Raw genomic sequence first — 19,155 nt, 5'->3', positions numbered from 1 at the left:
GTCCTCACCGGCAACGGCGGCGCCAACGTCCTCAACGGCGGTCTCGGGGCCGACACCATGTCCGGCGGGGCCGGGTCCGACACCTACTACGTCGACAACGTCGGCGACCGCGCCCTGGAGGCCAACGGCGCCGCGGGCACCGATCTCGTCTACGCCTCGGTGTCGTACTCGCTCGCCGGAGCGGAACTGGAGGCCCTGGTCCTCACCGGCGCNCGGGACCGGCAACTCGCTCGCCAACGTGATCACCGGCAACGGCGGCGCCAACGTCCTCAACGGGCTCGTCGGGGCCGACACCATGTCCGGCGGGGCGGGGTCCGACACCTACTACGTCGACAACGTCGGCGACCGCGCCCTGGAGGCCAACGGCGCCGCGGGCACCGATCTCGTCTACGCCTCGGTGTCGTACTCGCTCGCCGGAGCGGAACTGGAGGCCCTGGTCCTCACCGGCGCCGGCAATCTCACCGGCACCGGCAACTCCATCGCCAACACGCTGACCGGCAACGGCGGCGCCAACGTCCTCGACGGCCAGGGCGGCAACGACCTCATGACCGGCGGTGCCGGGGCGGACACCTTCGTGTTCAGGACGGCGCTGGGCCCGAGCAACCTCGACCGGATCGCCGACTTCTCGGTCATCGACGACACGGTGCAACTCGCGCGCAGCGTCTTCACGGCGCTGGGAGCCGGTCCCCTGGCCGAGGCGGCGTTCAAGGACCTCTCCACCGGAGCGGCCGATGCCGGCGACCGCATCCTCCCCTGGCCGAGGCGGCGTTCAAGGACCTCTCCACCGGAGCGGCCGATGCCGGCGACCGCATCCTCTACGACAAGGCGACGGGGGCCCTGTCCTACGACGCCGACGGCAGCGGCCTGGCCTCGGCCGCGGTGCAGTTCGCCACCATCGACACCAAGGCCGCCCTCACGCACCTCGACTTTTTCATCGTGTGACGGCCGGGCTCACCCGATTTTCCGCGCGCTCGCCCGAGCGCAAGGAGCGGATCGGGTGCGACCGCGTCGCGACCGGCACCGCCAGCCCGGGCATCCGGACGCTCCCAAGCGTCCGGATGCCCGTCTCGGCTGTCACCGCCCCGCGGAACCCGACCGGTGACGGTTCGAGGAGCGCGTCCATCTCTCATGCGATGACAGAGCGCGATCTCGAGGCTTGGCTGCCGCCTGCCAATCCGGCGATGCCGAATTTCAGAACTTCAGGACGGCTGCCGTTCTCATTGATCGATGCCGGTGGCGTCGGCCTGATACACTGGCTAGTCGTGCGAAACGTGACCGACACGCAGCGACGGTTCAGTCCGAATAGCGCCCCGCCGGCCCGTTATGGCGCGCACGAATGAGCTGGTCGAACACAATCTTCGCGCCGGATGGCTTGTATCGGACGCCCATGGCGCGCCGGCCGATGTTCAGGCTCTTGCCGGTGTCGATCAGGGCCTTGAAACCCGCCGGCGACACCGCGGCCGCGGTCAGGACCCACACGACCTCGGTGCCATTGGCGCGGTCGTTGGGCGGTGGCCGGCCGGTGCACGCGAACTGGCGCGCATCCTCGGCGCTGTAGACCGCCCAGCCGAGATAACCGACCATGCGCCCGTCATCGATCGCGAACAACGCATGTCTGCGCCGGATTTGACCGTCGAGCGTATTGACGAAGTCGCCGAAGCGAAACCCGGAGAAGGGCGCCCGCCGCGCCAGGAAATGCGTCGCGATGCCGAGGGCGGGATACGGTGCCTCGATGGGTTGGATCGTCAGCGCCATGGAATCACGACTGCGTTGGGCCGCTTTCCTACCACGACCGAGCCGGTGCCGCATCTCCTCGGTCGTCAGACACTGCAATGCCTTAAAAGTGATCGCGCCGTTCGGTGATCCGTATGCGCGATCCTGCCGCGTGCCCCTGAATCACCAAATCGTCCGCGGTTGCATGAAATCGATCGACGCCCTTCCGGAGGCCGCGCAGAGACGACGACCCACGGCAATGGCAGGTTAAGGCCAGTTTTCATCGATCCATGGGTTTCGCGCTTGATTTCGGCGCCTGCAATTTACTGCATTCGGATATGATGCGACGCTTTCACATTGATTTTGAATCGTGTATCCAATCCTCGACCAAAAAAATCCCGTTTGAAATGGCTGAGATCGCCGTGAGATGCGGTCGTGTCGTGCAATCTGCACGCGGCCACGCACCATCATGTGACCGAAAACCGTCAGGGATCACTCCCGAGGAGGTACCATGGCCGGACAAGTTGGCGATTCCGCCGTCACCGACGCCAGCGGCAATACGATCGTCGACGCCCTCCTTTGGGACCGGCACTGGGCAAATCGGAACCTCACTTTCCAGATCCCGACGACGGCGACCGGCTATGGCTACGGTGTCTCCGGGTTCGGCGCCCTGCTCGCGCAGCAAAACACCGCCGTCAGGGAGGTCCTCGCCAGCTACTCGGCCGTCTCGCTCCTGACCTTCCAGGAGGTCACGACGAACGACGCGAGACTCAAGTTCGCCCGCGCCGATGCCGTGGACCGGAACGTCAACGGCACCTACGAGTCTACGAGCGCTTATAATGAGACCGTCGGCACGGCCTACGGCATCCCGCCCGACCCGGACAGCTACGATCGTCGCGAATGGGGCGACATGTGGTTCAACGACAATCCCGCCGGCGGCACCAACGACATGACCGACCCCGTGAAGGGGACCTACGCCTATCACACGATCATCCACGAGATCGGCCACGTCCTCGGAATGGACCATCCCCACGGGGATGCCGGTATCGGCGACAACTTCGGGAACCTGCCCTCCAACTGGGACTCGATGGAGTTCTCGGTGATGACGTACCGGTCCTTCGTCGGGGACACGGCGGGAGGGGGCTATGGCAATGAGGGTAACAGCTACGCCCAGAGCCTGATGGCCGTCGACATTGCGGCGATCCAGAACGTCTACGGCGCCAACTACGGTTCGAATGCCACCGACACGGTCTACAAATGGCGTCCCACGACGGGCAACATGGAGATCAACGGCGTCGCCCAGGACGCGGCGACGGCACCGGACGGCAACCGCATCTTCCGCACCATCTGGGACGGCGGCGGCGTCGATACCTACGATTTCGCGAGCTACGGCACGAACCTCGGCGTCGACCTGCGGCCGGGCACCTCCGACGACCCCAACGTCGGCTGGACCACCACCAGCACGGTGCAACTCGCCCGGCTGGGGACGGATGCCGCCGGCCAGGCCGTGTTTGCCCGGGGCAACATCGCCAATGCCTGGCTCGTCATCGACGACACCAGTTCGAGCAACTACCTGCGTCCCCTGATCGAGAACGCGGTCGGCGGCACGGGGAACGACACCATCCGGGGCAACAACGCCAACAACCGACTCGATGGCGGACAAGGCAACGACACCCTCTTCGGCGGCCTGGGCTTCGATACGCTCATCGGCGGCGGCGGCATCGACCGGCTTTTTGGCGAGCAGGACCGCGACTTCCTCGTCTCGGGCGCGGGCGCGACCTACCTCGACGGCGGCGACGGCCTCGATTTCGCCGACTACAGCGCCTCGACCACCGACGTCTATGTCGACTTCTCGATCGGGAAGGTGCTCGGAGGCTTCGCTCAGGACGACACGCTGGTCAGCATCGAAGGGCTGGTCGGCTCCCGGTTCGACGATTCCCTCGGCGGAAACGACAGCCAGAACGAACTGCGCGGCGGTGGCGGCGACGACACCCTGCAGGGCTACGGCGGCAGCGACACCCTGCAGGGCGACGACGGCTCCGATATCCTGATCGGCGGCGCCGGGTTCGATACCCTCGACGGCGGCATCGGCTTCGACACGGCGTCCTACGAGGGCTCGGTGGCGGTCACGATCGATGTCGACGCGCGCACCTACGGCGGCGCCGCGGCCAACGATACCCTGATCTCGATCGAACGGATCGCCGGGTCGTCTGTGGCGGATTCAATCGCGGGCTCTGCAGCCTCGGAGAGCTTCGCCGGACGGGCCGGGGCGGATGCGCTCTACGGACGCGGCGGTTCGGACACGCTGGAGGGCGGCGCCGGCGGCGATACCCTCGACGGCGGCGACGGCTCCGATTGGGTCAGCTATGCCGGCTCGACGGCGGGCGTCTACGTCGATTTCTCGTTCCAGGGCGGCAAGGTCCTGTACGGCGACGCGCAGGGCGACACGCTAGTCTCGATCGAGAACATCGAGGGCTCCGGCTACGACGATACCCTCGTCGGCGGCACCGCCGCGGACCAGATCTGGGGCCAGGGCGGCGCCGATCAGGTATCGGGCAACGACGCCAACGATCAGCTGGCCGGGCATGGCGGCGACGATACCCTCGTCGGCGGCGCCGGGGCCGACTACATGGACGGCGGCGACGGGTCCGACTGGGCGTACTACTCGGATTCGAATGCCGGCGTGACGATCGACATCAGTGCGGGCAAGATCGCCGGCATCGGCGGAACCGCCGAAGGCGATGCGCTCGTCGATTTCGAGAACATCCGCGGATCGATCTACAGCGACCGCATCACCGGCAGCGCGGCCTCGAACTGGCTGGTCGGGCTCGACGGCAACGACACGCTCTTCGGGCTCGGGGCGAGCGACACCCTCGACGGCGGGGCCGGCGAGGACAGCCTCGACGGCGGGGCCGGCGACGATCTCGTCCAACTCATCGCCAGTGCCGGCGATCGGGTGGCGGGCGGCGGCGGGGTCGATCGCCTCGTCCTGACCCGGGCCGCCGGCGCAGCGGCGTGGTCGTTCGACTATGCCACCGGTCGTGGATCGGACGGCTTTGCAGCGGACGGCTTCACGAAGATCGACGTCTATGGAGGAGACGCCAGCGAAACGATCACCGGCGGTGCCACGGCCGACGTCATGAGCGGTGGCGCCGGGATCGACCGGCTTCTCGGCGGCCTGCAGAACGACACCCTCGAAGGGGGCGCTGGCGCCGACACGATCGATGGCGGCGCCGGCATCGATTGGGCCGATTACGCGACGGCGCCAGCGGGCGTCACCGTCAACCTGTCGACCGGCGTCCATACCGGCGTCGCCGCGGGCGATACGCTCATCGCCATCGAGAACCTCGGCGGCTCGGCCTTCGGGGACGTGCTCACCGGAAATGCGGCCGGCAACGCCCTGTCCGGGCGGGGCGGCACCGACCGACTGGTCGGGCTGGGCGGAGCCGACACCCTCGACGGCGGCGACGGAAGCGACACCGCCGATTACTCCGGGTCGAACGCGGCCGTCGTCGTCGACCTGACGACCGGTCTCGGCACCGGAGGGACCGCGCAGGGCGATCGCCTGGTTTCCATCGAGCGCCTGATCGGCTCCGCCTTCGGCGACCGCCTGACCGGAAACGGGGACGCGAACGTCCTGACAGGCGGCCTCGGTCAGGACACGATGGCGGGCGGTGCCGGCATCGACTGGTACTACGTCGACAGTTCTGGAGACCAGGTCGTCGAGACTGCCGGAGGCGGCAGCGACAGGGTCTTCACGAGCGTGAACCATACCCTGGCGGCGGGCCAGGAGATCGAGCGGCTCGACACCACCGACGAAGCCGGCACCGGGTCGATCAACCTCTCGGGCAACACCTTCGCCAACACGTTGGTCGGCAACGCCGGTATCAACATCCTCAACGGCGGTCTGGGCGCCGACCTGCTCTACGGCCGGGGCGGCAACGACGTCTATTACATCGACAGTTCGGGCGACCGGGTGTTCGAGGCAGTGGCCGGCGGCAGCGACCGGGTCCTGACGAGCATCAGCCACACCCTGGCGGCGGGCCAGGAGATCGAGCGGCTCGACACCACAAACGAATCCGGCACGGGATCGATCAACCTGTCCGGCAACGCCTTCGCCAACACGCTGGTCGGCAACGCCGGCGTCAACATCATCGACGGCGGGGCCGGCGCCGACCTTCTCTACGGCCGCGGTGGCAGCGATTTCTACTTCGTCGACAACGGCAACGACCGGGTCTTCGAGGCGGTGGCCGGCGGCAGCGACAAGGTCCTGACGAGCGTGAGCTTTACCTTGACGGCGGGCCAGGAGATCGAGCGGCTCGACACCACCAACGAAGTCGGCACGGGGTCGATCAACCTGTCCGGCAACGCCTTCACCAACACGGTGGTCGGAAACGCCGGCGTCAACATCCTCGACGGCGGGGCCGGAGCCGATCTGCTCTACGGCCGCGGTGGCAGCGATTTCTACTTCGTCGACAATGGCAACGACCGGGTCTTCGAAGCGCTGGGCGGCGGCAACGACAAGGTCCTGACGAGCGTGAGTTTTACCCTCACGGTGGGCCAGGAGATCGAGCGGCTCGACACCACCAACGAAGCCGGAACCGGCTCGATCAACCTCTCGGGCAACGCCTTCGCCAACACGCTCGTCGGCAACGCCGGCGTCAACATCCTCAACGGTGGGGCCGGCGCCGACCTGCTCTACGGCCGCGGCGGCAGCGATTTCTACTTCGTCGACGATGCCGACGACCGGGTGTTCGAAGCGGCGGGCGGCGGCAGCGACAAGGTTCTGGCGAGCGTGAGCTACACCCTGGCGGTGGGCCAGGAGATCGAACGGCTGGACACCACCAGCGAGGCCGGAACGGGGTCGATCGATCTGACCGGTAACGCCTTTGCCAACACGCTGGTCGGAAACGCCGGCGCCAACGTCCTCAATGGCGGTGGCGGGGCCGACGTCCTCTACGGTCGTGGCGGGGTCGATACCTTCGCCTTCAGCACCGGGCTTGGCGCCGGCAACGTCGACCGGATCTCGGACTTCTCGGTTCCCGACGACACTATCCAACTCGCGCGCGGCGTCTTCGCTGCGCTCGGAGCCGGTCCCCTGGCCGCAACGGCATTCAAGGACCTCTCCACCGGCGCAGCCGATGCGAACGACCGTGTCCTCTACGATAAGGCGACGGGAGGCTTGTCCTACGATGCCGACGGGAACGGCACGGCCTCGGCCGCGATGCAATTTGCCATCCTCGACAACAAAGCCTCCCTCACGCACGCCGACTTTTCGGTGGTTTGAGCCGATCGACAGATCGCCGGCCTGCACGATCGCGCGGGGCATTGCTTCGGGCCCGGTCGGTGCCGACTGGCGCCAGCCCATGTCGAAAGACGCCCGTGCCGGAGCGGCGGCTTAGGCTGTCGCCGGAGAAACCGATACCGCCGGGATCGGTCCCGACCCTTCTTCGCCATCCGGGGCTTGGACCCGGGAAGCCCCCGCTTCACGGACTGCGGATTTCGGGTAGACACCTGCTTCGTCGGCACAGGGCCGGCGGTGGAGGACCGAGGACGTGTCGGCTTGGGCTTGGATCCGGCTCGCCCTGGTGGCGGCGCTTCTCGGCTCCGGCGGCGCCGGGGCCGCGCCGTTGCGATTGCTGCCGCCCGACCCCGTCTACGCCCGTGCCGCAGGCTGCCCGGCCGTCAGGATCGACCTGCCGGCCGCCACCCATGCCCTGCCCGGCGGCGTGAAACTGTCGCCGCGTCCCACCGATATCCCGGTGGGCCAGGGCGACAGCGCGATCTGCTATGCCTATGCCACCGCCGACATGATTTCGCAGCGCGTGGGGGTGGCGGTCTCGCCCCTCGACGTCGCCACCAAGTTCTATTTCGCCGATCCGGCCCGCCTCGCCGCGATTCCCGACCCGGCGCTACAGGCGCACCTGCGTGCCCATCCCGGCTATCTCGCCGACATCGCCTGGGCCCGGAACGCGGCGGAAGTCTCGAGGGATCGCAACCCGCGGGCCGAACCGTATTTCGACAAGCTCGAGGGCGGCGAGGAGGATGCCTCCGCGCTCCTCTACAACATCGACGGCCTGTGCGAGGAGCGGGACCTACCGAGCCACGAGGGCTACGCGCATTTCACCGCGCGGTTCGCGGCGCTGCGTTTCAGCAGCGAGGTGCGCGCACCCCGGCAGTGCCTGCGTGCGGTCGGCGCCACCGTGGCGCAGTTGCGCAGCCGGCGTGCGGATGCCTTCAACACCGGCTGGCTCGCGCTCGTCAAGCAACGTTGCCGCCGTCGCCCCCTGCCGGTGCCCTTGCTGCCGGTCTCCTACCGGGTCGCCTCGAACCAGCTCGACTTCATGGAGCGGGTGGAAGCCGGCCGCGCCCCGCATCCGCGCCAGGTGACCCGCATGCTGGCGATGGTGGATTACGCTCTCGACCGCGGCCGCGCCCCGACCATCGGCTACAGCTGGTACGAGCTCCAGGAGCGCGACCCCAAGGACCCGGATCTCGCCGCCGACCATTCGAGCACCGTCATCGCCCGCAGGCGCGAGGGCGGCCAGTGCCGCTACCTCGTGCAGGACAACACCGGCGAGTATTGCTCGCGGATGCGCGCAGGCGTCCGTGAACGCTGCGAGGACGGTCGCGTCTGGCTTCTCGAGAGCGAGCTGCGCCGTACCCTCTACAGCGTGATCTACCTGCGCTGAAGGCCGGTTCAGGCCGGCTGGTCGAACAGGAAGCCGTCGACGGCCGGGATCGTCACCGAGGGGCCGTCGCCCGTGGCATGGGACGCCTTCGAGACGCGCCAGGGCCGCTCGGTGCGGGCGCGGATCGCCTCCGACGGACGCAGCCGGCGAAAGGTGCCCGCGTCCGTCACCTCCTCGACCACGAGGAATCCGTAGACCTGGAGCCGCGAGGCGATCAGCTTGGTCTCGCGGTCGCCGGCCGCCACGGCCAGAGTGCCGGTGGCATAGACCGCATCCATCAAGGCGCGCTGGTCGCCGCGCCGGGCGGCCAGGGCCGAGGGCGCCGGCGTGGCGCCAGGAGGGGGTGACCCCAGCCGGCGGAACGGCACCACATTGTCGTCCCGCTGCAACGCAACGCTACCCATACGCCTCGACCCTCGTGAACCGTCCGGTGGCGCCCCGCCCTGCGTGCGGCGCGCCGTCCGGCTTTCGGTCAAGGTCTACGAGTCCGCTTAACGCTGGCTTAGCCGTGTCGCCGCCGGCCGGGAGCGGATCGTCCCGAAACGATCCCGCTGGCCTTCAGGTCAAGGCGACGGCGAAGCTCGCCTCCGTCTTGGCACGGACCTCGTCCTCGCTCACGCCCTCGGCGAGTTCGACCAGGGTCATGCCGCCGTCGCCCTTCTTGTCGATGGTGAAGACGCCCAGATCGGTGATCACCATGTCGACGACGGCGGTGCCGGTGAGCGGCAGGTCGCAGGCCTTGAGGAGCTTGGGCGATTCGGACCCGTCCTTGCCCTTGGCGGTGTGCTCCATCACCACCACCACCTTCTTGACGCCGGCCACGAGGTCCATGGCGCCGCCCATGCCCTTCACCATCTTGCCGGGGATCATCCAATTGGCGAGGTCGCCGTTCTGCGCCACCTGCATCGCGCCCAGGATCGACAGGTTGATGTGGCCGCCGCGGACCATCCCGAACGAATCGGACGACGAGAAGTAGCTCGTGGTCGGCAGCGCCGTGATGGTCTGCTTGCCGGCGTTGATGAGGTCGGGGTCCTCCTCGCCCTCGAAGGGGAACGGCCCCATGCCGAGCATGCCGTTCTCCGACTGCAGCTGCACCGACATGCCGTCGGGAATGTAGTTCGAGACGAGGGTCGGGATGCCGATGCCGAGGTTCACGTAGTAGCCGTCCTGCAGCTCCTTCGCGGCGCGCTCGGCCATCTGTTCGCGGGTCCAGGCCATGGTTTGGAAGCTCCCTCAGACGACGCCGGCGGCGGCCGGATTGGCCGGCTCGCCGCGCTTGCGGGTGGTGCGCTGCTCGATGCGCTTTTCACGGATCGCCACGTGGACGATGCGCTTGACGAAGATGCCGGGGGTGACGATCGCGTCCGGGTCGAGCTCGCCCGGCTCGACGAGGTGTTCCACCTGCGCCACGGTCATCGTCGCGGCGGTGGCCATCATCGGGTTGAAGTTGCGCGCCGTCCTCCGGTAGGCGAGGTTGCCCTCGGTATCGCCCTTCCAGGCGTGGACGATGGCGAGGTCGGCGAACAGGCCGCGTTCCATCACGTAGTCCTCGCCGTCGAAGGTGCGGACGTCCTTGCCCTCCGCGATCAGGGTGCCGACCCCGGTCTTGGTGAAGAAGGCCGGGATACCGGCGCCACCGGCGCGGATGCGCTCAGCCAGCGTGCCCTGCGGATTGAATTCGATCGCGAGCTCACCGCCGAGGTACTGCCGGGCGAACTCCTTGTTCTCGCCGACGTAGGACGAGATCATCTTCGCGACCTGGCGGGTTTGCAGGAGCTTGCCGAGACCGACGTTGTCGATGCCGGCGTTGTTCGAGATCACGGTGAGATCCTTGACGCCCGAGGCCTGGATGGCGTCGATCAGCTCGTCCGGGATGCCGCACAGGCCGAACCCGCCGGCCATGATCGTCATGCCGTCCTTGAGGACACCGGCCAGCGCCGCCGTCGCATCCGGATAAACCTTCTTCATCGATGCCGTCCCTCTCCACCCGTTCTGCCGTCACGTCCCGCACGGGCGAGGGGGACGACCGTCCCCGATGCATGCGGAGGGCCAGGCCCCCCGCGCCATGCCCTGCCGGTCACCGTGCCGGTCCGGCTCGCCGCCTCGCTGCAAAGCCGCCGTTCAGCCGCCCGTGTTTGAGCCAGGCGACCGACGAGGACAAGCCTCGCCTCGGGGAGAAACTCTGTTCGGGCCCGCGATACCGCAAGAGGCCCGCTCGTGCCGGCGCCAACGCGGGCTTTCTTTCGCGTCGAAGGGCACGCATCGTCACGGGGCTGGTTCGTCGTCGCCAATCCGGTTAGCGTCGTCGCGACCTAAACTTCGCCGACCAGCGGCCTTTGAGCACGAGATACCGATTGCCATGACGTTGAGAATGAGCGCGCGCGAAGCGGAGTTGTTCAAGAATTTCGTGACGCAGTCGAAATGCTACTTCGAGTTCGGACTCGGCGGAAGTACACTTTTCGCGGCCGGCGTCGTGGACGGCCCGCTCGTCGCGATCGACTCGGACGTGGCCTGGATCGAAAAAATCTCCCAGCAAATCGCGCCGTCGGGTCACGAGCGTCGATTGATCCACGTCGACATCGGCCCCACGGGAAATTGGGGCGTTCCCATATCCAGCGACCACCGTCCGCAGTATCCGAAGTATCACGAGACCATTCTCAACGCGTCCGGCGACTTCGACCTCTGTCTGGTCGATGGACGCTTTCGCGTGGCGTGCTTTCTGCAGGCTCTGCGGCGATTGGATCGAAATGCCATCATCGGCGTGCACGACTATCGAAGCCGGTCATACTATCATGCCATCGAAGAATTCGCCCGGCCCATAGCAGAGGCGGAAGATCTGACGTTTTTCGTATCGAAGACCGGCGCGAAGTCTTGGGCGATCGAAAGCGCGCTGGAAGCCTATCGTTACGACCAACGGTAAGCCGGAAGGCTGGGTTGTGGCGGCATCGATCGCGCCTCGCGCGCGACCGATGCCGCGTTTTCGAACCGACGTCCCGCCTCATGGAGCGCACGCAGGCGTCCCGACCCTGAGAGCGCGACGGCGCGTTGCCCTGCGGCTCGCCTGCGCGACCGGCGTGAGCGAATCCCCGTCGTCTTCGCCGACATGCCCCTGCATGTCCTCCCCCTGCATGTCCTCGCGCCGCCGAAGCCGGCCAAGCGGCGGGCCTCTTCGAAAAATCGAAGCGAAATTCCGTCGACGGTGCTGTACACGATAGCCGGGTCGTGCGCTCGGCATGATCGGTACTGAATCGGCGATGGCGGTCATGCGGGGTCGCGAATCCGTTCCATCGGCTCGTTCGTTCGGTGGATGGACAGTCGATGACCTTGGGCGGCGGCGGGACCACCGAGATCGTATCCGCGTTCTTGACGTGGATATTGCAGTGCAATATATTTCTGCCGTGATGCAGCATGATTCGCTGTGTCGGATCGACAGGAGAACACCCATGAACGCCCCCACCTTCGAAATCCCGGCCGAGATGCGCGATTTCGCGGAAAAGAGCGTCGACCAGGCGCGCAACGCCGTGGGCACGCTGATCGGCACCGCCGTGAAGGCCAGCGAGCAGACGCAGACGCTCCAGAGTTCGATGCAGGGCGTCGTCGCGAAGGGTCTCGACCACGTTCAGACGAACGCCAATGCGACCTTCGATTTCGCCCAGAAGCTGGTCCGCACCCGTGACCTGCGCGAGGCCTTCACGCTCCAGGCCGAGTTCCTGAAGAGCCAGATGGCGGCACTGCAAGCCCAGGCCAAGGACCTTGGAGCGCTGGCGCAGACCGCCGTCAAACCAGCCGTCTGATACGGTTTCCGCTTAAATCAAGCGGGAACCGCACAACCGAGCCCGCGCGGCGCCTGAGCGAAGCCCATTTCCGCATCACGAAGTGATCAACCGGAAAATGGTATGAAGCGACGAAGGGCAGCGACCGGCCGACGGTGAGGTCGCCGCCGGTGACGTGAGGGACGGAGACGCGGCATCGTCTTCTTTGCCGGGTATCATCGGGACGGATCGCGCGAGACGATCCGTCCATCCCGTGACCGGCGCAAAGCCGGGTCGGGTCGCGGGTAGGGAGAATGGACCATGGTGAAGCGGATGCCCGTGCGGCCCTCGAAGCGCGGACCGCTTCCGCCCAAGTTGTCCACCGACACGATGCCCGTTCCCGTCGTCACGCTTCCGGGCGCGGCCACGGATACGGAGCCGGGCCCCATCCCCGACCTCGCCGAGGTCGTGCCCGAGACGCCGCCGACCGATCTCGTCACGGCGTTGCGGTCCGATCCGACACCGGAGAGTGACGGGGAATCGCGGGCTCCGGTCGACCTCGACACCACCCCTGCCGACGCATCGGCGAAGCCAGCGTCGTCCGCCGCCGATCCGGAATCGCTCGTTCCGCCGTTTCCCCTTCCCGCGGTCGGCCTCGCCCTGGTGGCACTCGAGCCGCCGGAAGAGCCACCCGAATCTCCTTTCGTGGTTCCGACCGAGGCGGTGACACGCCCGCACGCCGTCCCGAGCGATCTCGTCTCGGCCGGCGCGACCCTGCAGGCGTTCCTGTTGAACGAAGGACTGGCAGCCGTCGCGCATTGGCAGTCCCTGGCGGCGGCGCGATCCCCCGCCGAAGCGGTCCGCCTCCACGTCACCGAGGTCCAGCGCGCCGCCGAGGCGTCCATCACCTGCATGGGCCGGATCGCGAACCACCTCGGGCGGGTCGTCACGACGCCCTCCCCCGACGCCGAGGCGGCATCGCCCGTCCGGCCGCGGAAGGCGAACGCTTAACCCCCTCGCGCCGGCCGGGCGACGGGGCTAGACATCCGCGAACGACGCGGGACCGCGTGCAGACCGTCAAGGCGGCGCATGCACGGTCCCCGATCGATTCCGGAGAGTCCGATGCCGCCTCGTACCGCCTTGCTCGCCTCGCTGCTCGTCGTCGGCCTCGGCGCGGGTCCCGCCGCCGCGCAGATCATGAAGACACCGGAGGTGGCGCCCGAGAAGGTGGCGCCGCAGGGCAAGGGGCAGGTGCAGTTGTCCTTCGCTCCGGTCGTGAAGCGGGCCGCACCGGCGGTGGTCAACGTTTACGCGTCCCATGTCGAGAAGCGCGGCACCAGTCGCAGCGCGATGGACGAGTTCATGCGCCGGTTCTTCGGCGAGGAGGGGTCCGGTCGGCGCGGGGCCCCGGGCGAGCGGGCGCAACGTTCCCTCGGCTCGGGCGTGATCGTCGACGAGAGCGGGCTCATCATCACCAACAACCACGTCATCGACAACATGAACGAGGTTCGCATCGCGCTGGCCGACCGGCGCGAGTTCGAGGCCACCGTGGTGCTGCGCGATCCGCGCACCGATCTCGCCGTCATCAAGATCAAGGCGCCGTCCGGCGGCCTCGTGCCGATGCCCTTCGGCGATTCCGATACGCTCGAGGTCGGCGACTTCGTGATGGCGATCGGCAACCCCTTCGGCGTCGGCCAGACGGTGACGCAGGGCATCGTCTCGGCGCTGGCGCGCAACCAGGTCGGCTCGTCCGACTACCAGTTCTTCATCCAGACCGATGCGGCGATCAACCCGGGCAATTCCGGAGGGGCGCTGGTCGACCTGCAGGGGCGCCTGGTGGGCATCAACACCGCGATCTACTCGCAGTCGGGCGGCAGCCACGGCATCGGTTTCGCCATCCCCGCCAGCATGGTCCACGCGGTGGTGGAGACCGCCAAGGCGGGCGCCTCCACCGTGCGCCGGCCCTGGCTCGGGGCGCGGGTGCAGAGCGTCACCCCCGACATCGCCGAGAGCATGGAGCTCGACCATCCCACCGGCGTGCTGGTGGCGAGCCTGCAGCCCAAGAGCCCGGCCGAGGAAGCCGGCCTGAAGCGCGGCGACCTCATCCTGACGGTGGACGGCAAGGCGGTCGACGACCCCGAGGCCTTCGGCTACCGCTTCGCCCTCAAGGGCCTGAGCGGCCACACCAAGTTCGGCATCCAGCGCGGCACCACCCGCTCCACCATCGCGATCAAGCTCGGCGCCGCGCCGGAGACGCGCCCGCGCGACCTCCTCAAGGTCAAGACCCGCTCGCCGTTCATGGGGGCCACCCTCGTGAACACCTCGCCGGCGATCGCCGAGGAACTGCAGGTGGATTTCTCGAGCGAGGGCGTCGCGGTGGCCAGCGTCGACGAGGGCTCCTTCGCCAACCGGGCCGGCTTGCAGAAGGGCGACGTCATCGTCGCGATCAACGGCACCCCGGTCTCGACCACCAAGGACCTGGAGCGCATGACCCGCACCGCCTTCAACGCCTGGGAGGTCTCGATCAACCGCGGCGGCACGGTGCTGACGTCGGTGTTCGGGGGGTGAGCGTCAGCCCCTGCCGGCCTCGACCACGATGTTGAGGTCGGCGACGTATCCGCTTCCCTCCGGCCTCATGGCGCAGAAGCCGAGACGCCGGGGATCTTCGGAGCGGGCGAAGACGTCGGTGGCGTTGAGGGTGTCGCGCGCCAGCCGCCGCCCACCATAGGCGGCGGTGCGGTAGATCGTTTCGTTGACCGCGTCGGGAAAGTACATCTGGCCGGTGACCAGGGTGCGCGGACCGACGAACACCTTGAAATGGACATGGGTCGCGCGGCCCGGATACCACCCGGGATGGATGGTCTCGAAGGTGACCGCGCCGGCCTCGTCGCTGAACTGCGTGCCACGCAGGAACGTCTGTCCCACCGTCGAGAGGCGCCGCCCGTCGCCCTGGCCCTCGTAGCCCGAATACACCCCCTGCGCGTCCGCATGCCAGACGTCGACCCGCGCCCCCGAAAGCGGCGTGCAGCCTCCGGCCGCGATGACCCGCAGGTCCAGTCGCAGCGGCACACCCGGGCGACCCTCGGCCAGGACCGGCCGTACGAGACGCGGATCGAGATAGAACGGGCCCTCGATCGATCGCGGCGTGAGGAGGCAGGAACCCGGTGCAAGTCGCGCCGGTGCAGGCGCCGCCCGCGCCGGCCGGATCAGCGAGGGCACCGCCGTCAAGCCGATCAGCGCCGCGCGTCGGGAAAGGTCGAATGCGTTCGTCATCGACATAAGGACACCCTCGCCATCGATCGGGAGGCACATCCTACAGCCATGCGCGATCGAGCGTGACGCGACACATCCAGCGAGCCCCCCAGCGCGACGCTTTCCCGAAAGCTCAAGGGGACGTCGCCGTTTTCACGGTTGCGGTCCTGCGCCGCCCGCGTCTTCATGCGCGCCATGTCCGATCTCTTCGCCGCCGCCGGCCTTCAGTCCACCGCCCCCCGCCCGCTCGCGGATCGCCTTCGCCCGGCCAGCCTCGCCGAGGTGGTGGGCCAGGAGCATCTGACCGGGCCGGACGGGGCCCTGACCCGGCTGCTGGCCGGCAAGGCGTTCGGCTCGCTGGTGTTCTGGGGGCCGCCGGGCACCGGCAAGACCACGGTGGCGCGGCTGCTCGCGCACGAGACCGACATGGCCTTCGAGCAGATCTCGGCGATCTTCTCGGGCATCGCCGACCTCAAGAAGGTGTTCGAGGCCGCCCGCCGGCGTCGGACCACCGGCCAGGGGACGTTGCTGTTCGTCGACGAGATCCACCGTTTCAACCGCGCCCAGCTCGACGCCTTCCTGCCGGTGATGGAGGACGGCACCGTGACGCTGGTCGGTGCGACCACCGAGAACCCCTCGTTCGAGCTCAACGCGGCGCTTCTGTCGCGGGCCCGCGTGCTGCTGTTCCGTGCCCTCGACGAGGCGGCCATCGACAAGCTGCTGGTGCGGGCCGAAGCGATGACCGGCCGGCCCCTGCCGCTGGACGAGCAGGCCCGCGGCGTCCTCGTGCGCATGGCCGACGGCGACGGGCGCGCCTCGCTGACCCTGGCCGAGGAGCTCTGGCGTTCGGCCAAGGAGGGCGAGATCTTCGATGCCGAGGCGTTGCAGGCGATCGTCCAGCGCCGGGCGCCGATCTACGACAAGTCCCAGGAGGGGCACTACAACCTGATCAGCGCCCTGCATAAGACCGTGCGCGGCTCGGACCCGGACGCGGCGCTGTACTACCTGTGCCGGATGCTCGACGGGGGCGAGGACCGGCTGTTCATCGCCAGGCGCCTCGTGCGGATGGCGGTGGAGGACATCGGGCTGGCCGACCCGCAGGCCCTGGTGGTGGCGACTGCCGCCAAGGACGCCTTCGACTTCCTCGGCTCGCCGGAGGGCGAACTCGCCCTGGCGCAGGTGACCGTCTATCTCGCCTGCGCACCGAAATCGAACGCCGTCTATTCCGCCTACAAGGCGGCCACCAGGATCGCCAAGGAGCACGGCTCGCTTCCGCCGCCGCGCACCATCCTCAACGGCTCGACGAAGCTGATGCGCAAGATCGGCTACGGCGAGGGCTACCGTTACGACCACGACGAGCCGGACGCGTTCTCGGGACAGGACTACTGGCCGGAAGCGCTGGGGCGACAGCGGTTCTACGATCCGACAGACCGGGGCGTGGAGAGCCGTTACCGCGATCGCCTCGCCCATTGGGAGCGCCTGCGGACCGAGCGCCGCGACGAGGCCGAGCGCTGATGGACGTGCTGTGGAAAGGCGTCGTGGGCGGCCTCGTCACCATGGCGATCGTGCTGGCGTCGAGACGCGGCAACGTGCTTCCCGGCATCCTGCCGCTGGCCCCGACCTTCGCCATCATCGCGCTGCTGGCCGTGGGCGCCAAGGGCGACGCCGAGGGCTTCCGGCAGGCGTGCCTGGCCGGTGCCAAGACGATCCCCGCCTATCTGGTCTTCCTCGGCGTCGCCTACGCGCTCGGAGGATCGCTCGACCATCGTCTCGCCATCCTCGGAGGGCTCGCCGCCTGGCTGGTGGTGGCGTTCGCGATCTTCCTCGCCCCACGCTGGTTCTGAACGGTGCCCGATCGCTCCGACGGAGATGGCTGATGCCGGTCCTGCTTTTCGTCCTCGTGATCGGCGGTATCGCCGTCTTCCTGTCGCTGCGCACGCAGCGCACGGCGCAGGACCCGCGTGCATCGAGCGAGGACGGCGGGCCGCTGCCGCAACGGGGCAGGCCCACTCTGCTGAGCGTCGCCGCAACGCCCCTGGAGGGCGTGCGCGACGTGAGGCTCGCCGCCGTGATCCTCATGATCCAACTCGTCCGCACCGGCGATTCCGTCTCCGCCGCCGAAACGGCGCGGATTCTCGCGCTGATGCGGGCACCCCTGGAGATCGAGGCCGTCGCCGACACCTACGAGCGGGCGTTCGGCTACACCGACCCCCACCGCCCGTTCTCGCTCGTCGCCGATCCGCTGCTGCCCCTGTTCCGAGAGGCGCTGACCGAGGCCGAGCGGCTGCAGTTCGTCGAGATGCTCGCATCCGTGGCCGAGGCCGAGGCACCGGCCAGCGACTTGCAACGGGAGGCCCTGGTTCGCCTGAAGCGCCGCCTCCTCGCCTCGCTCGCCCTGATCGGGGCGAACCGCGCCGGCGACGCCTGAAGGCGGTGGACCGGACGCGACCGAGCCTGTAGGCCGGCCGGCCCCCTTCACCGGAGACCCTCATGGCGGCTTGCGGCCTCGATTTCGGCACGTCCAACACGACCCTGGGCCTCGTCGCCGGGCCGCATCCGGCCCTGGTGCCGCTGGAAGGCGACCATCTCACGATTCCGAGCGCGATCTTCTTCGAGCCCGGACGCGATGCCCTCGTCGGCCGGGCCGCCATGGCGGCTTACGTCGAGGGGACGCCCGGTCGCCTGATGCGCAGCCTCAAGTCCGTGCTCGGCTCCTCTCTCCTGGAGGAGACCACGCCGGTGGGGCGCGAGCGCATCCGCTTCCGCGACGTGATCGGGCGCTATCTCGCCGCCGTGAAGGCGCGGGCCGAGGCCGCCACCGGCCGGTCCCTCGACACCGTCGTCCACGGCCGCCCGGTGCACTTCGTCGACGGCGACCCGGAGGGCGACGCCCGCGCCGAGGACGCCCTGCGGGAGATCGCCAGAAGCATCGGCTTCGCGCACGTCTCGTTCCAGTTCGAGCCGATCGCCGCCGCCCTCGACTACGAACGCCAGGTCGCCCGCGAAGAGGTCGCGCTGATCGCCGACATCGGCGGGGGCACCTCGGACTTCTCCATCGTGCGGCTCTCGCCGGAGCGGCACGCCAAGGCGGACCGCGGCGGCGACATCCTGGCCAACGACGGCGTGCGCATCGGCGGCACCGATTTCGACCGCCGGCTCAGTCTCGGCACGGTGATGCCGCTGTTCGGCCTCGGCACACCGATGAAGCGCGGCGATCTCGACGTGCCGAGCTCGTACTTCCACGATCTCGCCACCTGGTCGAGCATCAACCGGCTCTACAATGCCAAGACCCTGCGCGAGGTCGAGGAGGTCCGGCGCGACGCGCAACGCCCCGAACTGCTGGACCGGCTCTACACCGTGATCGAGGCCGAGCGCGGCCATTCCCTGGCGATGGAGGTGGAGGGTGCCAAGATCGCCACCTCGGAAGCGGGTGCGGGCGGGGTCGACCTCGACTGGGTGGAGCGGGGACTCTCGGCCGACCTCGACCGGGCCGGCCTCGTCACCCACACGAACGAACTCAGCCGCCGCATCGCCGAGCGGATCGACCGCTGCCTGTCGCAGGCCGGGCTGAGGGCGGACGCCATCGACGCCCTGTTCCTGACGGGCGGCTCCACCGGCCTGCCCCACGTCCGCGCCGCCCTGGTGGCCGGGGTGCCCAACGCCCGCGTGGTCGACGGCGACACCTTCGGCTCGGTGGGGACCGGGCTGACTATCGAGGCGGCACGGCGGGCCGCCTGAGCGGGCGG

16 protein-coding genes and 1 pseudogene are annotated in these 19,155 nt (G+C 68.5%); 12 read left to right on the top strand and 5 right to left on the bottom strand.

Features of this window, described 5'->3' with window-relative positions; all coding sequences use genetic code 11:
* Positions 1-212 (top strand): annotated as a pseudogene (locus tag ASF39_RS22055) (calcium-binding protein); the annotation flags it as partial.
* A gap of 26 nt (positions 213-238) precedes the next feature.
* Positions 239-1,102: a calcium-binding protein gene (locus ASF39_RS10770; protein ID WP_056283672.1), complete on the top strand. Its 864-nt coding sequence runs from the start codon at positions 239-241 to the stop codon at positions 1,100-1,102.
* A gap of 191 nt (positions 1,103-1,293) precedes the next feature.
* Here ASF39_RS10770 and ASF39_RS10765 read toward each other — a convergent pair whose 3' ends face one another.
* Positions 1,294-1,755, bottom strand: a complete 462-nt coding sequence (locus ASF39_RS10765; RefSeq protein ID WP_055884787.1) for a hypothetical protein — start codon at positions 1,753-1,755, stop codon at positions 1,294-1,296.
* 469 nt (positions 1,756-2,224) lie between these two features.
* Between ASF39_RS10765 and ASF39_RS22530 the strand changes: the two genes are divergently transcribed.
* Both ASF39_RS22530 and ASF39_RS10755 read left to right on the top strand, forming a co-directional pair.
* A complete protein-coding gene (locus tag ASF39_RS22530) occupies positions 2,225-7,000 on the top strand; it encodes a M10 family metallopeptidase (protein WP_056283669.1) in 4,776 nt (1,591 codons plus the stop codon).
* 268 nt (positions 7,001-7,268) lie between these two features.
* Entirely contained in the window at positions 7,269-8,405 is a 1,137-nt protein-coding gene (locus ASF39_RS10755) for a hypothetical protein (RefSeq protein WP_056283665.1), read from the top strand.
* Between the two features lie 8 nt (positions 8,406-8,413).
* Here ASF39_RS10755 and ASF39_RS10750 read toward each other — a convergent pair whose 3' ends face one another.
* The 3 genes from ASF39_RS10750 to ASF39_RS10740 all read right to left on the bottom strand — a co-directional run bounded on the left by ASF39_RS10750 (position 8,414) and on the right by ASF39_RS10740 (position 10,373).
* Positions 8,414-8,809 (bottom strand): hypothetical protein, encoded by a 396-nt coding sequence (locus ASF39_RS10750; protein WP_055884797.1) that lies wholly within the window; start codon positions 8,807-8,809, stop codon positions 8,414-8,416.
* A gap of 154 nt (positions 8,810-8,963) precedes the next feature.
* Positions 8,964-9,623, bottom strand: a complete 660-nt coding sequence (locus ASF39_RS10745) for a 3-oxoacid CoA-transferase subunit B (protein WP_055884800.1) — start codon at positions 9,621-9,623, stop codon at positions 8,964-8,966.
* A 15-nt stretch (positions 9,624-9,638) separates the two neighbouring features.
* A complete protein-coding gene (locus tag ASF39_RS10740) occupies positions 9,639-10,373 on the bottom strand; it encodes a CoA transferase subunit A (RefSeq protein ID WP_056283664.1) in 735 nt (244 codons plus the stop codon).
* Positions 10,374-10,776: 403 nt separating this feature from the next.
* On the opposite strand from ASF39_RS10740, the gene ASF39_RS10735 reads away from it, so the two are divergent.
* From ASF39_RS10735 to ASF39_RS10720, 4 genes are all read left to right on the top strand, one after another.
* Positions 10,777-11,325, top strand: coding sequence for a hypothetical protein (locus tag ASF39_RS10735; RefSeq protein WP_156387660.1), 549 nt, complete (start codon positions 10,777-10,779; stop codon positions 11,323-11,325).
* A 523-nt stretch (positions 11,326-11,848) separates the two neighbouring features.
* Complete coding sequence (locus ASF39_RS10730; protein ID WP_056283660.1) at positions 11,849-12,199, top strand: phasin; 351 nt, start codon at positions 11,849-11,851, stop codon at positions 12,197-12,199.
* A 348-nt stretch (positions 12,200-12,547) separates the two neighbouring features.
* Positions 12,548-13,168, top strand: coding sequence for a hypothetical protein (locus tag ASF39_RS10725; RefSeq protein ID WP_210168665.1), 621 nt, complete (start codon positions 12,548-12,550; stop codon positions 13,166-13,168).
* Positions 13,169-13,279: 111 nt separating this feature from the next.
* A complete protein-coding gene (locus tag ASF39_RS10720) occupies positions 13,280-14,725 on the top strand; it encodes a DegQ family serine endoprotease (RefSeq protein ID WP_055884815.1) in 1,446 nt (481 codons plus the stop codon).
* 3 nt (positions 14,726-14,728) lie between these two features.
* On the opposite strand, the gene ASF39_RS10715 is transcribed toward ASF39_RS10720, so the two are convergent.
* A complete protein-coding gene (locus ASF39_RS10715) occupies positions 14,729-15,430 on the bottom strand; it encodes an intradiol ring-cleavage dioxygenase (protein ID WP_082494493.1) in 702 nt (233 codons plus the stop codon).
* A 174-nt stretch (positions 15,431-15,604) separates the two neighbouring features.
* On the opposite strand from ASF39_RS10715, the gene ASF39_RS10710 reads away from it, so the two are divergent.
* From ASF39_RS10710 to ASF39_RS10695, 4 genes are all read left to right on the top strand, one after another.
* Complete coding sequence (locus ASF39_RS10710; protein WP_055884884.1) at positions 15,605-16,924, top strand: replication-associated recombination protein A; 1,320 nt, start codon at positions 15,605-15,607, stop codon at positions 16,922-16,924.
* Positions 16,924-17,253, top strand: a complete 330-nt coding sequence (locus ASF39_RS10705; RefSeq protein WP_055884822.1) for a GlpM family protein — start codon at positions 16,924-16,926, stop codon at positions 17,251-17,253. The genes ASF39_RS10710 and ASF39_RS10705 overlap by 1 nt, the downstream gene beginning before the upstream one ends.
* Positions 17,254-17,285: 32 nt before the next feature.
* Complete coding sequence (locus tag ASF39_RS10700; RefSeq protein ID WP_056283652.1) at positions 17,286-17,837, top strand: hypothetical protein; 552 nt, start codon at positions 17,286-17,288, stop codon at positions 17,835-17,837.
* Positions 17,838-17,899: 62 nt separating this feature from the next.
* On the top strand, positions 17,900-19,147 hold the full coding sequence (locus tag ASF39_RS10695; protein ID WP_056283650.1) for an Hsp70 family protein: 1,248 nt from the start codon (positions 17,900-17,902) through the stop codon (positions 19,145-19,147).
* Positions 19,148-19,155: the final 8 nt, after the last annotated feature.

The sequence above is a fragment of the Methylobacterium sp. Leaf108 genome, from assembly GCF_001423265.1.
Classification (GTDB): Bacteria; Pseudomonadota; Alphaproteobacteria; order Rhizobiales; family Beijerinckiaceae; genus Methylobacterium.
The sequence above is the reverse complement of the archived record's forward strand: the minus strand, read 5'-3'. Positions and strand labels throughout refer to the sequence as shown.

Bases quoted from the DNA above. Each gene is read 5' to 3' on its own strand.
- ASF39_RS10765 (WP_055884787.1), bottom strand. From the start codon at position 1,755: ATGGCGCTGACGATCCAACCCATCGAGGCACCGTATCCCGCCCTCGGC.
- ASF39_RS22530 (WP_056283669.1), top strand. From the start codon at position 2,225: ATGGCCGGACAAGTTGGCGATTCCGCCGTCACCGACGCCAGCGGCAAT.
- ASF39_RS10750 (WP_055884797.1), bottom strand. From the start codon at position 8,809: ATGGGTAGCGTTGCGTTGCAGCGGGACGACAATGTGGTGCCGTTCCGC.
- ASF39_RS10745 (WP_055884800.1), bottom strand. From the start codon at position 9,623: ATGGCCTGGACCCGCGAACAGATGGCCGAGCGCGCCGCGAAGGAGCTG.
- ASF39_RS10740 (WP_056283664.1), bottom strand. From the start codon at position 10,373: ATGAAGAAGGTTTATCCGGATGCGACGGCGGCGCTGGCCGGTGTCCTC.
- ASF39_RS10735 (WP_156387660.1), top strand. From the start codon at position 10,777: ATGAGCGCGCGCGAAGCGGAGTTGTTCAAGAATTTCGTGACGCAGTCG.
- ASF39_RS10730 (WP_056283660.1), top strand. From the start codon at position 11,849: ATGAACGCCCCCACCTTCGAAATCCCGGCCGAGATGCGCGATTTCGCG.
- ASF39_RS10725 (WP_210168665.1), top strand. From the start codon at position 12,548: ATGCCCGTTCCCGTCGTCACGCTTCCGGGCGCGGCCACGGATACGGAG.
- ASF39_RS10720 (WP_055884815.1), top strand. From the start codon at position 13,280: ATGCCGCCTCGTACCGCCTTGCTCGCCTCGCTGCTCGTCGTCGGCCTC.
- ASF39_RS10715 (WP_082494493.1), bottom strand. From the start codon at position 15,430: ATGACGAACGCATTCGACCTTTCCCGACGCGCGGCGCTGATCGGCTTG.
- ASF39_RS10710 (WP_055884884.1), top strand. From the start codon at position 15,605: ATGTCCGATCTCTTCGCCGCCGCCGGCCTTCAGTCCACCGCCCCCCGC.
- ASF39_RS10705 (WP_055884822.1), top strand. From the start codon at position 16,924: ATGGACGTGCTGTGGAAAGGCGTCGTGGGCGGCCTCGTCACCATGGCG.
- ASF39_RS10700 (WP_056283652.1), top strand. From the start codon at position 17,286: ATGCCGGTCCTGCTTTTCGTCCTCGTGATCGGCGGTATCGCCGTCTTC.
- ASF39_RS10695 (WP_056283650.1), top strand. From the start codon at position 17,900: ATGGCGGCTTGCGGCCTCGATTTCGGCACGTCCAACACGACCCTGGGC.